Raw genomic sequence first — 15,828 nt, 5'->3', positions numbered from 1 at the left:
CGATATGAAAGAATCTGAGGTGCTGGCCGAAGTCAGTAATGAAAACCAGACATTGGTTGCCGTGGTGCAACAGGATAATCGGGTAGTCTACTTCTATATTTATCCGCAGGAGGCATTTGAGGAGCGTTTCCCCGTGCGTGCCTGCTGGGTGAGAAATCTGGTTGCTGCGCCACAATCGGCGGATAATTCCGCTCTTGAGCAAGGATTGGCCCCACGATTAGCCGCAGAATTTTGCCGTAATGTGGCGGGTGAGGCGGAATTGGATGCGCAGTTTATTACCATAGTCTGGTCTGAAAGTGACGACGGTGCAGCATTGTGGTATCAGGGGCAATTGCTGGCGATTATTCCTGGCTGGAGCCTCTATATTGATCACTCCATTAGCTATTCCGCCAGTTGTATTAAAGATAATCCACTGACATTACCCCTCGGATCAGCGTCGACTAATACGCAATATGCCAGTGCGCAAAATACCCGTCAATTTTGGCGGATCTGGCAACAGGAAGAAGGGAATCCGTGGCCTGCCTTGCAAGCTGACTATATGCAGCGTTATGAACAGCACTTTGGCCCATCGGTGAAATATTATGCTATCGATCAGGGAACATGGCCGCCAATGGCTATCTCCCAGCATGAGAAAGAAGGAATATATTATTTTCTGACATTAGGTGTCAGTATTCGTCCTCAACCGTGGGTTGAAATATTATTCAATGATGATGCGACCCAATACCGGCGTCTGGAAATGGCGATTGCAATTGATAGCCAATATATTAATGAGGACAACGCTATCAACATGGCCAGCGCACTGGCGGGATTCGCTCATGTTCCCTGGAGTAAAATAACTTGGCTTGGCGAAGGGCATACACTTGAATCGGCTGTCGCCCCTCAGGGTTATGAAGGTTATATTTTATCATCAGCATTATATGCAGATGCAGATAATCTGACGCTCCCTTACCAACAAGGTGATCCGGTTAATATGTATTGGGTCAGCCCTGTCTTTACGAGTGAACGAGAGTTTGCCCACAGTGGGCCGAATGGTGGATATGATTTGTTGAAAAAACTGAAACAACAAGGGGTTAATCATATATTTTCGCCGCGACAGCCGGTTATTTGATCTGCGTTGAACTTAGCTGGTCTGATTTGCAGATTTTGTTAATCGGGTCTTAACTTAATGATGTTAGCTGCTTTAAGACTGTCAGGTTAAGCTCGTTATGTTTACCTGAGACCTGTGTTTAAGATTGAACGCAAAGCTGAAAGGCGGATCAAAACAGTGGGTAGTCAAACCAGTTAGCAGCAAATATTAATTTTACGGAGGTGTTTATGGGCATACTATCTTGGATTATTTTTGGTCTTATCGCCGGTATTTTGGCTAAATGGATTATGCCCGGAGAGGATGGAGGTGGCTTTATTATGACCGTTATTCTCGGTGTAGTCGGTGCCCTGGTGGGAGGGTATATTAGCACCTTCTTTGGTATGGGGAGAGTTGATGGGTTTAATTTTGGTAGCTTTGTCGTGGCGGTTGTCGGTTCACTGGTCGTGCTATTTGTCTACCGTAAATTAAGAAGTTAGATACTCATCAATATCCTGTAATTGAGTAAAATATAAGAAAGGTGGCTATTTTTTGTCACCTTTCTCTCATAAAACTTTCATCAAGATGCAATAGAACTATCCGTTAATAGCTCATGACGACAGGCAATCTGAGAGACATGTTATGGGCCAGGCATTACGTAAATTCACTGTGGCTGACTATCCGGCTGCGGTGCAAGAACCGCGTAAGAAGGTACTTGCCGTTAAAGGATTAGTTAAAGCTTACAAATCTCAACACCGCGTTTTGGATGATATAAATTTTGAGCTTCATGCTGGTGAATTTGTCGCAATTATTGGCCGCTCAGGTGCCGGTAAATCAACATTATTACATGTTTTAAATGGCACAATTCCCAGCAGTGCCGGTGAAATCATAAATTATCATGATAATGGTGATACGCAAAATATTACGGCATTAACAACCAAGCAGATGCGTAAATGGCGCGCAAAATGCGGCATGATTTTTCAAGATTTCTGTTTGGTACCCCGTCTTGATGTGATAACTAATGTTTTATTAGGCCGCCTGAGTTATACCTCCACGTTTAAATCATTTTTCAAAATATTTGCTGATGAAGACCGGGCCAGGGCAATTGAGCTATTACAATGGCTTAATATGTTACCTCATGCGTTGCAGCGTGCCGAGAATCTCTCTGGTGGTCAAATGCAACGGGTGGCCATCTGCCGCGCCATGATGCAAAACCCCAAAATACTATTAGCTGATGAACCCGTCGCATCTTTGGATCCGAAAAACACCACCCGCATTATGAATACATTACAGAAAATAAGTGAAAACGATATTGCGGTAGTCGTGAACTTACATTCTGTCGATTTAGTGAAAGACTATTGTACCCGAGTGATTGGCATTGCCCATGGACGGATTATCTTTGATGGTCATCCCTCAATGCTGAATGATTCTATTATTCAAAATATTTACAGTGACGAGTCCACCGAGCTTTTGCATTAATCCCCACTTATCCCTTTATCCGAATAGGTTATTTTAATGAAAAAAGTATTTTGTCTTACCTCATTAGTGGCAAGTTTGATAGTTTTTAATGCTACAGCAGCGGATGCACCAAAAGAAATTAATCTGGGTATTCTTGGCGGGCAGAATGCGACACAACAAATTGGCGATAATATGTGTGTCAAAGAATTTTTAGATAAAGAGTTAAATGTAAAAACAAACCTACATAATGCCTCCGATTATTCTGGCGTAATACAAGGTTTATTGGGTGGGAAGATTGATTTGGTATTAAGTATGTCGCCTTCTTCTTTTGCCTCTGTTTATATCAAAGATCCTAAAGCCGTTGATATTGTAGGTATTGCTATCGATGATACTGACAAATCACGCGGTTATCACTCTGTTGTTGTTGTAAAAGCTGATAGCCCTTATCAGAAAATTGAAGATTTGAAAGGTAAAGCATTTGGTTTTGCTGACCCAGATTCCACCTCCGGTTTCCTGATCCCTAATCAAAGCTTTAAACAGAAACTTGGTGGGACACCAGATAACAAATATAACAACTTCTTCTCTAGCGTGACATTCTCTGGTGGTCATGAGCAAGATATTCTGGGCGTTATTAATGGGCAATTTGCCGGTGCAGTCACCTGGGCTTCAATGATAGGTGACTATAACACCGGTTACACCAGTGGTGCATTTACGCGCATGATTCGCATGGATCACCCGGATTTAATGAAACAGATCCGTATCATCTGGCAGTCGCCATTGATCCCCAATGGCCCGATTCTCGTCCGCAGCGCATTACCGCCTGAGTTTAAAGCGCAATTAGTGGCTGCGGTTAAAAAACTGGATAAAGAAGATCATGGTTGCTTTATTAAAGCAATGGGTGGCAAACAGCATATTGGCGAAACATCCCTCAGTGAGTATCAAACGATCATTGATATGAAGCGTGAATTAACTAAAGGTGATCGTTAATTCGGTCCGGCGGATAAAACAAAATAGCTCTGGCTTGCCGGAGCTATTGCTTTTAGGTGGTAGCTTATTTTGAATACTGATTTTAACCACTACTATCAGCAAATTCGTAGTAAACAGAAACGTGAGACGTTGATTTGGTCATTAACGCTGGCAATTATTTATCTTGGTGCTGGAAGTATTGCTGAGTTTAATTTGCATACTGTTTTTATTTCTATTCCGCATTTCTTTGATTATCTAGCTGAAACGATACCCGTACTCCATTGGCACAATTTATTCGCAGATGGTCACACGGAGGGCTCTCTGGCTTATTGGGGTTATCGGTTACCTATTCAGTTGCCGCTGATTTGGGAAACGCTGCAATTAGCAGTGGCATCTACTATTTTATCCGTGGTGGTTGCGGTTATCTTGGCCTTTCTGGCTGCAAATAATACTCAAAGCCCGCCTTGGTTACGGTTATCTATTCGAACTTTCGTAGCATTTTTACGCACCATGCCGGAATTGGCATGGGCAGTGATGTTTGTTATGGCCTTTGGTATCGGGGCAATCCCCGGTTTTCTGGCGCTGGCATTACATACTATTGGCAGCCTGACTAAGTTGTTCTATGAATCACTTGAAACAGCATCTGATAAACCGGTCCGTGGGCTGGCCGCTTGTGGTGCGGGTAAATTACAACGAATGCGTTTTGCGCTGTGGCCGCAGGTAAAACCGATATTTCTCTCCTATAGCTTTATGCGCCTGGAGATAAATTTCCGCCAATCGACCATTTTAGGGCTGGTTGGCGCTGGCGGGATTGGGCAGGAGTTGATGACGTCAATAAAGTTGGACCGCTATGATCAGGTGAGCATGACATTGCTGCTGATTATTATTGTGGTATCGCTGTTGGATTACGCCTCGGGTAAATTACGTCAGCGTGTTGTGGAAGGAGCTTCATAATGTTAACTCATCATTTAACACCGACACAGATATTAGCTCTAAAACAGCAACATCCGCAGTTTTTCTTACAGCAAAAACGATATATCAGGTTAGTTACCGCTATTACTATCGGTATTTTTTTATACTATCTGTTTTTCTTCAAAGTTTTTGGTATCCCTTGGCTGACATTTGCTAATGGCAGCCAGCAAATAAGTCGCTATTTTTTGCGTATGTTTGTTTGGCATGATTTTATCAATTGGCCCTTTAAATACTATTTCAGTCAGATATTTATTACCTTGGCAATTGTATTTGCAGGAACCTTAACCGCGACGGTACTGGCGTTACCGTTATCGTTCCTGGCCGCACGCAACGTCATGTCGACACCGGGATTACGTATTGTTTCCTTTATGATTCGGCGCTTTTTAGATATTTTTCGTGGTATCGATATGGCCATTTGGGGGTTGATTTTTGTTCGTGCCGTTGGGATGGGGCCACTTGCGGGGGTGTTAGCTATTATCATGCAAGATATGGGGTTGCTGGGTAAACTCTATGCCGAAGGACATGAGGCTGTTGATAAATCACCTAATCAAGGTCTGGCTGCCATGGGCGCAAATGCACTACAAAAACACCGCTTTGGCATTTTCACGCAGTCTTTTCCAACACTGTTGGCGTTAAGTCTTTATCAAATCGAGTCCAATACGCGTTCCGCTGCAGTATTAGGTTTTGTCGGGGCCGGAGGGATTGGTTTGGTTTATGCCGAGAATATGCGCTTATGGAACTGGGATGTCGTGATGTTTATTACCTTAATTATGGTTGTGATTGTTATGATTATGGATAATATATCAGCCATATTACGCAGAAAATACATTATTGGTGAGGATATTGCTCTTTATCAATCCCCCAATAATAGTAAGATGAATAGCTGATATTTAGTTGCATGGAAAGATGAAGAAAATATTTAATTTATCGTGGTCTTCCAAGTTGCCTTATTATTGGTTTTTGTTTATTTTATCGGAATGCATACTTTTCGCATTAATCAGATTTGCATTGAGAAAATCAACGTAAATCTATACAATACTGCCCGCTAGACGTGAAAGAAGCCTTTTGTTTTTCTTGCGATATTCGCGCACGTCTACTCTAAATAATAGGAATAGGGCAGTAATATGATGAACAACGATGTGCTCCGTAGTGTTCGCTACATGCTTAACGTAAACGATACCAAGATAGCAGAAATCATTAAGCTGGCTGATTTTGAAGTGAACAATGCGGATGTCGTTAATTTTCTTAAAAAAGAAGATGAGGCCGGTTATCAGGATTGCCCTGATCTGGTAATGGCACATTTCCTTAATGGTTTGATCTTTTTTAGACGTGGTAAAGATGACAAGTTCCCGGCCCCAGCGGTAGAGCCAGTCATTACCAACAATATTGTATTGAAAAAACTACGTGTGGCATTTGAGTTGAAAGATACCGATATGCACGATGTCTTTAATGCGGTTGAATTCCCAGTATCCAAACCTGAGCTAAATGCACTGTTCCGCAAAGAGGGCAGCAAAAACTTCCGCCCATGTGGTGATCAGGTTTTGCGTTATTTCCTGAAAGGTTTGACGCTACGTATCCGTGGTCCTAAAAAGTAAAATTGATCATATCGATATAAGTATCTGATATAGATTATTAATAACAAAACAGGAGTGGCAATTTGGCACTCCTGTTTCTCGTTAAAATTAAGCTCTACTCTTCTCGCCAATCTCTGAATTAACACATTCTGTTTTTTAATTACCTAATCACATACTTCCTCTTATTGTTGCACTATCTGTGTCCGTGCATTGCGCATTATTGGTGCAGACAATTAGGCCGTTTATCCGCTTATTTGGCCACGTTATCTATAATCTTCAATTAAATTATTAAGATATAAAACTGGCATGGCGATTGCGCAGAGTAATCCGATCTTGTGTGTTTTACTCAACGACCAGAGGTTAACGCTATGCAACATCGTAACTTGATTAAGGTTTTTGCTCTTTCAGCTTCGGTTATCAGTATGGGTGTGGCTTTTGGCACGCTGGCTGCCGACACCATCAAAGTAGGTATTTTGCACTCGTTGTCCGGTACGATGGCCATCTCTGAAACGCCATTGAAAGATATGGCTTTGATGAGTATTGATGATATCAATGCTCATGGTGGTGTATTGGGTAAACAACTGGAACCCGTTATTGTCGACCCAGCATCTAACTGGCCACTCTTTGCCGAGAAAGCGCGGCAATTATTAACACAAGATAAAGTCGCTGTTGTATTTGGTGCCTGGACGTCGGTTTCGCGTAAATCTGTATTACCGGTATTTGAAGAATTAAATGGCCTACTGTTCTACCCAGTACAGTATGAGGGGGAGGAAATGTCGCCCAACGTGTTCTATACCGGCGCGGCACCAAACCAGCAGGCTATCCCCGCAGTGGAATACTTATTAAGTGAAGATGGGGGCGGTGCCAAACGTTTTATTCTGTTAGGGACTGATTATGTTTACCCGCGCACTACCAATAAAATCCTACGTGCTTTCCTGCATACCAAAGGTATTCAGGATAAAGATATCGAAGAGATTTATACCCCGTTTGGTTATAGCGATTACCAAACTATTGTGGGCAATATTAAGAAATTCTCTGCCGATGGTAAAACAGCCGTTATTTCCACCATCAACGGCGATTCAAATGTTCCCTTCTACAAAGAGTTAGCTAACCAAGGTATCAAAGCGACTGATGTACCTGTCATTGCATTCTCTGTGGGGGAAGAGGAACTGCGTGGCATTGATACCAAACCACTGGTGGGGAATCTGGCCGCCTGGAACTACTTCCAATCGGTGGATAATCCAACTAACAAGACATTTGTTGAACAATGGAAAGCCTATGCCAAAGCACATAAGTTGCCGAATGCAGATACTGCTGTCACCAATGACCCGATGGAAGCTACCTGGGTAGGTATGCACATGTGGGCCCAGGCAGTAGAAAAAGCCAAATCAACCGATGTGGATAAGGTTCGTGCTGCGATGGCTGGACAAACCTATCCAGCACCATCAGGATTTACGCTGACAATGGATAAGACGAATCACCATCTACACAAACCGGTGATGATTGGCGAAATTGAGGCTAACGGGCAGTTCAACGTGGTATGGCAAACTGATACGCCAATTCGTGCTCAGCCATGGAGCCCGTTCATCGCCGGAAATGACAAGAAACCGGATCATCCAGTGAAAAGCACTCAGTAGCGATGACTCTCCAGGGCCAGGTTTTGTTGGTTCTGGATCTTTTTTGCCACATATCAGTGATGAGTGGGCCTATGAAATCGTTAATTCCTGTTTGGAGTAGAGCAGTCAATTTTTTGCTCAGGCCGCTGATAGGCCTGTTACTGAGTTTTTCAACCTTGGCAACAGCGGGGCCAGCCCATGATTTTGCTGTGGCTAATCGTTCACAGCAAGCCACTATGTTGCAGCAATGGGCGACCGAACCGGATGCTAGCCGATTACCCTTACTGCAAGCACTGAAACAGGAAACCTTGGTGGTTGATAGCACAGGGCAGGCCTTCGTCCAGCATAATCAGAGTTTCACCCCGCTGGAAGGGCAGTTACAACCTGTCGGTACACCAAAGAAAATCTGGCTCAATAACCGCTTACGTATTCTTATTGCTAATGCACTGACGGCTCAACGGCTGGCAAGTGAAGATGAATCAGTGCGCTTGCAAGCGGCACTGGAGTTACAGCAGCAAGCGCAAAGTGATCAATTACCGTTACTTAATCAGCGCCTTAAATTGGAAACGGACAGCAAAGTCAAAGAGGCGCTAAGTATTGCCTTAGCTAATTTACAACTGACCGATAGCAACCCTTTAGTACGCCTGAAGGCCGTGCAATTGCTCGGACAATCAGGTTCGCCACAGACCCAATCTCGTTTGCAAAGTTTAACCGATGCTAAAACCGAGCCTGATGTACAAGTACGTGCGGCGGCAGTCAGTAGCCTGAAACAGGTACAAAATCGGTTGATGGTTGGGGATATCATTGGGCAGGTCTTCAGCGGGTTATCACTAGGTTCTATCTTGTTGTTAGCAGCTCTTGGGTTAGCCATCACTTATGGTCTATTGGGTGTTATCAATATGGCCCATGGTGAAATGCTGATGTTAGGGGCCTATTCAGCTTACGTGGTGCAATCTTTGTTTCAGCAGTTAGCTCCCCATTGGTTGGCTCTCTATCCATTGGTCGCCTTGCCAGTCGCGTTCTTTATTACGGCTGGAATCGGCATGGCTTTAGAGCGAACGGTAATTCGGCACCTTTATGGCCGCCCGCTGGAAACCCTGTTGGCAACCTGGGGAATCAGCCTAATGCTGATTCAGAGTGTGCGTATGATTTTTGGCGCGCAAAACTTGGAAGTTGCAAACCCTGCGTGGCTATCTAGCGGGGTACAGATTTTGCCGAATCTGGTTTTGCCATGGAATCGCATCGCCGTTATCGCATTTGTGATCATTGTTCTGTTACTCACCTGGCTGTTGCTAAATAAAACCCGCCTCGGCCTACAGGTACGGGCAGTGACGCAGAATCGAGCCATGGCTGCTTGCTGTGGGGTGGCAACCGGCAGGGTTGATATGCTGGCTTTTGGTCTTGGTTCGGGTATTGCCGGGTTAGGCGGTGTTGCCTTGTCACAACTGGGAAATGTTGGCCCGGAATTAGGGCAGGGCTACATCATCGATTCCTTCTTGGTTGTTGTGCTCGGTGGTGTCGGGCAACTGGCGGGGAGTGTTGTTGCGGCACTCGGGTTAGGCATGCTGAATAAAATTTTGGAACCGCAGATTGGCGCAGTGTTAGGTAAAATTTTGATTTTAGTGCTGATCATCTTGTTTATTCAAAAGCGGCCGCAGGGTCTGTTTGCCCTCAAGGGCAGGGTGAGTGATTAATGAATCAACCTTTAGCGATAACCTTGACGCAAAAAGCACCTGTCATCAGTTTGTCACTAGGTGCTGTGGCTGTTACTGTGCTGATTATTCTGCCTTTTTTAGCACTGCTGCCAGCGGATAATCCACTCGCAATATCAACCTATACCTTAACGCTTATCGGTAAGATCCTATGCTATGCAGTAGTGGCTATCGCACTTGATCTGGTATGGGGATATGCCGGATTACTGTCCCTTGGTCATGGCCTATTTTTCGCACTGGGTGGTTATGCCATGGGCATGTATCTGATGCGTCAGGCGGCAGGTGATGGTTTGCCAGCATTCATGTCTTTTCTATCCTGGTCTGAGTTGCCGTGGTTTTGGAGTGGCAGCCAATATTTTATTTGGGCATTGTGCCTGATCGTCTTGGTTCCCGGTTTACTGGCTTTTATTTTTGGATATTTCGCCTTTCGTTCCAAAATAAAGGGTGTCTATTTTTCTATCATGACGCAGGCGCTGACTTACGCGGGGATGTTACTGTTTTTCCGTAATGAAACGGGCTTTGGCGGTAACAATGGTTTCACTGGGTTTACCACCATGCTGGGCTTCCCGGTATCGGCAACCTCTACCCGTATTGCCCTGTTTCTGGCCACACTCACTTTGTTAATCGCCAGTTTGGTTATGGGTTTTGCGTTGGCCCGCACCAAATTTGGGCGAGTGCTGACCGCCGTGCGTGATGCTGAAAATCGTCTGACATTTTGTGGCTATGATCCGAAAGGTTTTAAACTGTTTGTCTGGACATTATCAGCGGTACTCTGTGCTCTGGCGGGGGCATTGTATGTGCCTCAGGTTGGTATCATCAATCCAAGTGAAATGTCGCCAACCAACTCTATTGAAGCCGCAATCTGGGTTGCTCTTGGTGGGCGCGGGACATTAATAGGCCCGGTATTAGGGGCTGGAGTTGTCAATGGCGCAAAAAGCTGGTTCACCATGGCAATGCCAGAATATTGGCAATTCTTCCTCGGATTGATATTTATCTTGGTTACGTTGTTCTTACCCAAGGGGGTTATCGGGTTACTGCGGCGGGGGAAAGACAAATGAGCCGGTTTCAAATTACGGAACAACTGATTTATCCCGAGATAATTGCTCAAGAACCTGGTGCGTTAGAGCATGCGGCAGACAAATATCGCCAGCAAAGAGACCCGGTATTAACCCTCGAAAATATCAATGTCAGTTTTGATGGTTTTCATGCCTTGCGTGATCTCTCATTGCAAATAGGTGTTGGCGAGCTGCGTTGCATTATTGGCCCGAATGGTGCAGGTAAAACCACGCTGATGGATGTGATAACCGGTAAAACGCGTCCCCAGACCGGTAAAATGACTTATGACCAACATCATGATCTCTCAATGATGAATACGATAGAGATTGCTCAAGCAGGGATCGGCCGAAAATTCCAGAAACCGACGGTATTTGAAGCGCTTAGTGTCTTTGAAAACCTTGAATTGGCGCAAAAAAGCACCAAGACAGTTTGGGCCAGCCTGCGCGCCAAGTTGAACAGTGAGCAACGGGATCAAATTGATGAAACGCTTACTATGTTACGCCTTAGTGAGATGCGACAGCGGCAGGCTGGCATGTTATCTCATGGTCAAAAGCAGTTTCTTGAAATTGGGATGTTATTGGTACAAGACCCCCATTTACTACTGTTAGACGAGCCAGCCGCCGGGATGACCGATGCTGAGACCGCCTATACCGCCGAGTTGTTTAATCAATTAGCCGGGAAGCATTCACTGATGGTCGTGGAGCACGATATGGGGTTCGTCGAGACTATTGCTGATCATGTCACGGTGTTGCATCAGGGCCAGGTGTTGGCCGAGGGGTCATTGGCAGAGGTGCAGGCCAACGAGCAAGTGATCGAGGTATATTTGGGGCGCTGAGCCGCTCTGACTCGGTATTGTTTCTCCTTCTATATCACGTGATTGGGTTTTGGTGACTAACAGTTAACTGGCTATTTGGGGGCAATATATGCTGCAAGTGAATGAACTTGATCAATATTATGGTGGCAGCCATATCTTGCGTGGCTTGTCATTCGAGGCTGCAATAGGTGAGGTTACTTGCTTATTGGGCCGTAATGGCGTGGGTAAAACGACGTTACTCAAATGCTTGATGGGACTTGTGCCGGTCAAAAACGGTAGCATTACATGGGAAGGTAAAAACATTAGCCATCAGTCACCACACCAACGGGTGAAAGGAGGCATTGCTTATGTACCACAAGGCAGGGAAATCTTCCCCAGATTAACGGTTGAAGAGAACATTCTATTGGGGCTTTCGCGTTTTCCTGGCGCTCAGAGCAAGGTGGTACCCGAGAGTATTTATCAGCTATTCCCAGTGTTACACGACATGAGACATCGCCGTGGCGGGGATCTATCTGGCGGGCAGCAGCAGCAGTTGGCGATTGGGCGTGCTTTGGCTTGCCAGCCTCGTTTGCTCATTTTGGATGAGCCAACTGAGGGAATTCAACCCTCTGTTATCAAAGAGATAGGTGTAGTTATCAAAAAACTGGCTGCTCAAGGGGATATGGCTATCTTATTGGTTGAGCAGTTTTATGATTTTGCCGCAGAGCTGGCAGATAACTATTTAGTGATGTCCCGCGGCAAAATTATCCAGCGTGGCCACGGTACTGACATGGAGCTAGACGGTGTCCGTGGCTTGGTTGCTATCTGATGGACTCTTATGGGAGGCGTGTCTCTTCGATAGGCAGTGAATCGGATGCTCCCCATTGTGCCCAAGAACCATCATAGAGTGATATCGATGGTGCATTTACTGCCGCCAGCCCCAGAGCCACCACTGCGGCTGTTACGCCAGAACCACAACTGGTAATAATGGGCTTGGTTAAATCCACGCCTTGAGCGGCAAAAATACTTGCCAGTGCTTGTGGCGATTTCAGATTACCATTTTCTACCATGCTCCCCCACGGGACATTAATACTGCCGGGGATACGGCCAAGGCGCAGACCAGGCCGAGGCTCTGGTTCTTGGGCTTTAAATCTGCTGGCTGGCCGGGCATCTATAATTTGTACTTCACTATTTCCCAGTACGGCGACAACCTCATCAACGCTTTTGACCGCAGCACTATTAAAGGCCACCTTGAACACTTGCGGGGTTGGTTTTGCCTGGCCGCTTTCTAATGCATAGCCCGCTTGCCGCCATCCGTTGACACCACCGGCCAATATACGCACATTTTTGGCGCCAAAAGTACGGAACGTCCACCAAACGCGTGGTGCGGAAAACAGGTTACCATCGTCATAAATCACGAGAACATGCTGTTCACTGATCCCTAATTGACCAACCCTCTCACTGAATTCCTGTGGCGATGGCAGCATATGCGGCAATTCAGTGCTGTTGTCTGCAATTTCATCAATATCAAAGTAAACGGCTCCTGGGATATGCCCTTGCTCGAACTCAGCCTGAATGTCTCTTTTAGGTATCAATCCCGGCGGTGACATTCTGGCATCCAGAATAACGATATCGGTATCATTAGTGTGTTCTGCCAGCCATTGTGGTGTAACCAGAAAAGATGAGTTCATAGCAAGTTACCTGTCAACATTATAAAGGAGCGATGGGATTTATCGCTTCATCTTGGTACCCACTATATAACGAAATTACGCTATTGAAACCCCGACTTGCTAATGATGCGTAACGCCTCGCATTTATTGAAATTTATTATTCAAAAAATTACATAGTAAAAATTTATAATCAATTATTGAGTTTGGAGTGCTATCTGTGAGCTGGGTGCTGATATAAGTATCCTGCTTATGTACGCTTTCATTAACTTTACTGTTTTCTTCGTGGCGCCTCGCAAAAAATAACTTTTAATTTCATTTTAGCTTGATGGTGAAATTTTAATTTCGTATAACCATTGCCAAATAAGGCTGCTTTCTCGGGGCTTTAATTTATAAACAGGTAAGGGGAATAAAATGAGAAAAGTTCGAATTGGCCTTATTGGTACTGGTTATATCGGCCGTTGTCATGCCATTGCTTACGCGCAGGTCGCGACTGTTTTTCCACTCAAGGGGCAGCCAGTATTAGAGATGTTGGCCGAAGTCACCCCTGAATTGGCTCAACAACGCGCCGCAGAATTTGGTTTTTCCCGATCTACCGCTGATTGGCGCAAACTGGTTGCCGATCCTGATATTGATGTGGTGGATATTTGTGCACCAAATTTCTTGCATAAGGAGATGGCTCTGGCGGCAATTAGCCATGGCAAACATGTTTATTCAGAAAAGCCGCTGGCGCTTAGTGCTGCCGATGCTAAAGAAATGGTCGATGCAGCAAGGGCAAAAGGAGTGAAAACGTTGGTGGGTTTCAATTATATGAAAAACCCAACGAGTCAGTTAGCACGAGAGATTATTGCAAACGGCGAGATTGGTGAGGTGGTGCATTTTTACGGTACTCATAATGAAGATTATCTGGCTGACCCACTTACACCTTTGGACTGGCATTGTACCAAGGCACAGGCGGGTCTGGGGGCTTTGGGGGATTTAGCCGCACACATTGTTAATATGGCTCATTATCTGGTTGGTGATATCGCGAGTGTTAGTGGTGATATGCAAACGGTCATCAGACGACGACCCGACCCGAAAGATCTGTCATCGCTTTTGGCAGTGGAGAATGAGGATCAGGCCAGTGCACTGGTGCGTTTTACCAATGGTGCAATGGGGACCATAGAAACGTCGCGGATTGCTTGTGGCCGCAAAATGGGGCTGACATATGTGGTCACCGGCACTAAAGGTGCGATCAGTTATTCTCAAGAACGGATGGCGGAATTACAACTCTACCGCCATGATGAGCCACAGGCCAGACAAGGGTTTAAAACATTACTTACAGGGCCACAGCATCCAGACTATGCGGCTTTTTGTGTCAGTGCAGGACATGGCATTGGCTTCAACGATCAAAAGACGGTCGAGATCCGCGATTTGATTAACGGTATTGCTGCCGGGGATCGTATGTGGCCAGATTTTGAAGAAGGATGGAAAGTATCGAAAGTATTGGATGCTATTGCCGTCTCCGCCGAGGAACGATGCTGGGTAAATGTCTTAACAGATTGACCATTCTACTATGGCTAACATTTTTAATTCCTAGCATGTCAATGTGAAGAGAGATTATCTAATTCTCAGATTTGCATAGCATCTTAAGTTAGTTAGTAGTGGGCATCATTTAGCTGATACTGGCCCGAATTAGGCTATGTGTGAGTTTTAAATATGCCCACTGCTGGCACTAAACGTAATAATCACGCGACAAGTACTGCTCACTACCTTAGTGACCAGCAACGGGCAAGGATAAAGCAGTTGTCCCGCTCTTGGTTATGGCGACTGGAACTCCCCACTTGGGTACTGATCGGTGTAATTTACACCGGGTGGTTTGCTGGTGTTATTTATTGGCAGCAATTGGGGCCAGTGTTGGGGAGCGTTCTGCTGATCTTGCTGAGTGCGTGGTATATGTCTCTGCAGCATGAGTTGATTCATGGCCACCCAACCCGTTGGCGGTGGATAAATCAGCTATTTGGAACGTTACCATTTGCGGTGTGGTACCCCTATGGACTCTATCGTGATTCTCATATTCAACATCACCGCGATGAGGATCTGACGCACCCGGAAAAAGATCCAGAGTGTTATTACTACACGGCAACGCAATGGCAATATTTCCATATATTACTCAAAGGTGTTATTCGTTTAAGTAATACCTTTGTGGGGCGGCTAACTATCGGGCCATTACTGGACATCATTAATACCCTCCGCAGCGCAGGCCGGGCTTTTATGTCCGGTGATCGCCCAGCCATATTCATGTGGTTGATTCATTTGGGGCTACTTTACGGGTTACTTTACTGGATGGCAGGCTACGGTATTTCTGCTGTTTTCTACCTACTGGTGATTAGCTATCCGGCACTTAGTCTCACCAAAGTAAGATCTTTTTTTGAACATCGCGCAGCACAAGAGAGTTCCGCGCGCTCAGTCTTGAATGAAGCTGCATGGCCATGGCGCCTGCTATTTCTAAACCTCAATTACCACCTGGTGCATCATGATTTGCCAGCCTTACCTTGGTATGGATTACGCCAAATTTATCTGGAAAACCGTGTTCAATATCAGCAGCGCAGCGGGCAATTTGTCGTGAACGGCTATACTCAATGGTTTGATGCATTCGCTTTTACTGCGTTGGAAATAGAAGTTCACCCATTTTACGATTGCGAGAATAAAACTGTCGCGGCAGAAGAGCGGTCTGGTGTGACTAAAAGCAGTCACCACCGTTCGGCATCAACCTAAATAAATCCGCAGAGGTTAATGCGGATGTGAATTCAGGCGGAAAAATTCTTTGCGGTCTCTCCTATTATTTGAAATTTGCTGTTGTTATATACAGTATTTTATGTAATCTTAACCGAAAGTCTTACTGTTACAACTCGGCTTAAACACTTAGCTATCAAATGGTTATGTATCATAGATACCAGTCTGCAAGCCTA

Annotated in this window: 15 protein-coding genes; 14 read left to right on the top strand and 1 reads right to left on the bottom strand. The window is 45.3% G+C overall.

The window, feature by feature from the left end; all coding sequences use genetic code 11:
* Window positions 1–4 precede the first annotated feature (4 nt).
* The 12 genes from EL015_RS14120 (at window position 5) to urtE (ending at window position 12,039) form a co-directional block, all read left to right on the top strand.
* Window positions 5–1,108, top strand: a complete 1,104-nt coding sequence (locus tag EL015_RS14120; protein WP_005189585.1) for a suppressor of fused domain protein — start codon at window positions 5–7, stop codon at window positions 1,106–1,108.
* Between the two features lie 206 nt (window positions 1,109–1,314).
* On the top strand, window positions 1,315–1,563 hold the full coding sequence (locus tag EL015_RS14115) for a GlsB/YeaQ/YmgE family stress response membrane protein (protein ID WP_005189587.1): 249 nt from the start codon (window positions 1,315–1,317) through the stop codon (window positions 1,561–1,563).
* 142 nt (window positions 1,564–1,705) lie between these two features.
* Entirely contained in the window at window positions 1,706–2,542 is an 837-nt protein-coding gene (gene phnC / locus EL015_RS14110; RefSeq protein WP_005189589.1) for a phosphonate ABC transporter ATP-binding protein, read from the top strand.
* Between the two features lie 36 nt (window positions 2,543–2,578).
* Entirely contained in the window at window positions 2,579–3,508 is a 930-nt protein-coding gene (gene phnD, locus EL015_RS14105; RefSeq protein WP_005189592.1) for a phosphonate ABC transporter substrate-binding protein, read from the top strand.
* Between the two features lie 69 nt (window positions 3,509–3,577).
* Complete coding sequence (phnE, locus tag EL015_RS14100) at window positions 3,578–4,441, top strand: phosphonate ABC transporter, permease protein PhnE (protein WP_032907202.1); 864 nt, start codon at window positions 3,578–3,580, stop codon at window positions 4,439–4,441.
* Entirely contained in the window at window positions 4,441–5,346 is a 906-nt protein-coding gene (phnE, locus tag EL015_RS14095) for a phosphonate ABC transporter, permease protein PhnE (protein WP_005189595.1), read from the top strand. The genes phnE (EL015_RS14100) and phnE (EL015_RS14095) overlap by 1 nt, the downstream gene beginning before the upstream one ends.
* Before the next feature lie 237 nt (window positions 5,347–5,583).
* Entirely contained in the window at window positions 5,584–6,054 is a 471-nt protein-coding gene (locus EL015_RS14090; RefSeq protein WP_032907205.1) for a YehS family protein, read from the top strand.
* A gap of 347 nt (window positions 6,055–6,401) precedes the next feature.
* A complete protein-coding gene (urtA, locus tag EL015_RS14085; RefSeq protein WP_005189601.1) occupies window positions 6,402–7,670 on the top strand; it encodes an urea ABC transporter substrate-binding protein in 1,269 nt (422 codons plus the stop codon).
* A 71-nt stretch (window positions 7,671–7,741) separates the two neighbouring features.
* Complete coding sequence (urtB, locus tag EL015_RS14080; RefSeq protein ID WP_050413768.1) at window positions 7,742–9,343, top strand: urea ABC transporter permease subunit UrtB; 1,602 nt, start codon at window positions 7,742–7,744, stop codon at window positions 9,341–9,343.
* A complete protein-coding gene (gene urtC, locus EL015_RS14075; protein WP_032907207.1) occupies window positions 9,343–10,419 on the top strand; it encodes an urea ABC transporter permease subunit UrtC in 1,077 nt (358 codons plus the stop codon). The genes urtB and urtC overlap by 1 nt, the downstream gene beginning before the upstream one ends.
* Window positions 10,416–11,252, top strand: coding sequence for an urea ABC transporter ATP-binding protein UrtD (urtD, locus tag EL015_RS14070; RefSeq protein ID WP_071843531.1), 837 nt, complete (start codon window positions 10,416–10,418; stop codon window positions 11,250–11,252). The genes urtC and urtD overlap by 4 nt, the downstream gene beginning before the upstream one ends.
* A gap of 88 nt (window positions 11,253–11,340) precedes the next feature.
* The gene (gene urtE / locus EL015_RS14065) at window positions 11,341–12,039 is read left to right on the top strand and encodes an urea ABC transporter ATP-binding subunit UrtE (protein ID WP_005189607.1); all 699 of its coding nucleotides are present in this window, start codon (window positions 11,341–11,343) and stop codon (window positions 12,037–12,039) included.
* Window positions 12,040–12,046: 7 nt separating this feature from the next.
* On the opposite strand, the gene sseA is transcribed toward urtE, so the two are convergent.
* Entirely contained in the window at window positions 12,047–12,901 is an 855-nt protein-coding gene (gene sseA / locus EL015_RS14060) for a 3-mercaptopyruvate sulfurtransferase (protein ID WP_005189609.1), read from the bottom strand.
* Window positions 12,902–13,291: 390 nt separating this feature from the next.
* Here sseA and EL015_RS14055 point away from each other — a divergent pair, with 390 nt between their 5' ends.
* Together EL015_RS14055 and EL015_RS14050 are read left to right on the top strand one after the other, a co-directional pair.
* A complete protein-coding gene (locus tag EL015_RS14055) occupies window positions 13,292–14,422 on the top strand; it encodes a Gfo/Idh/MocA family protein (protein WP_005189611.1) in 1,131 nt (376 codons plus the stop codon).
* A gap of 153 nt (window positions 14,423–14,575) precedes the next feature.
* On the top strand, window positions 14,576–15,634 hold the full coding sequence (locus EL015_RS14050; RefSeq protein WP_005189612.1) for a fatty acid desaturase: 1,059 nt from the start codon (window positions 14,576–14,578) through the stop codon (window positions 15,632–15,634).
* Window positions 15,635–15,828 lie beyond the last annotated feature (194 nt).

The organism is Yersinia intermedia (assembly GCF_900635455.1).
In the GTDB taxonomy this organism is placed as follows: domain Bacteria; phylum Pseudomonadota; class Gammaproteobacteria; order Enterobacterales; family Enterobacteriaceae; genus Yersinia; species Yersinia intermedia.
The sequence above is the reverse complement of the archived record's forward strand: the minus strand, read 5'-3'. Positions and strand labels throughout refer to the sequence as shown.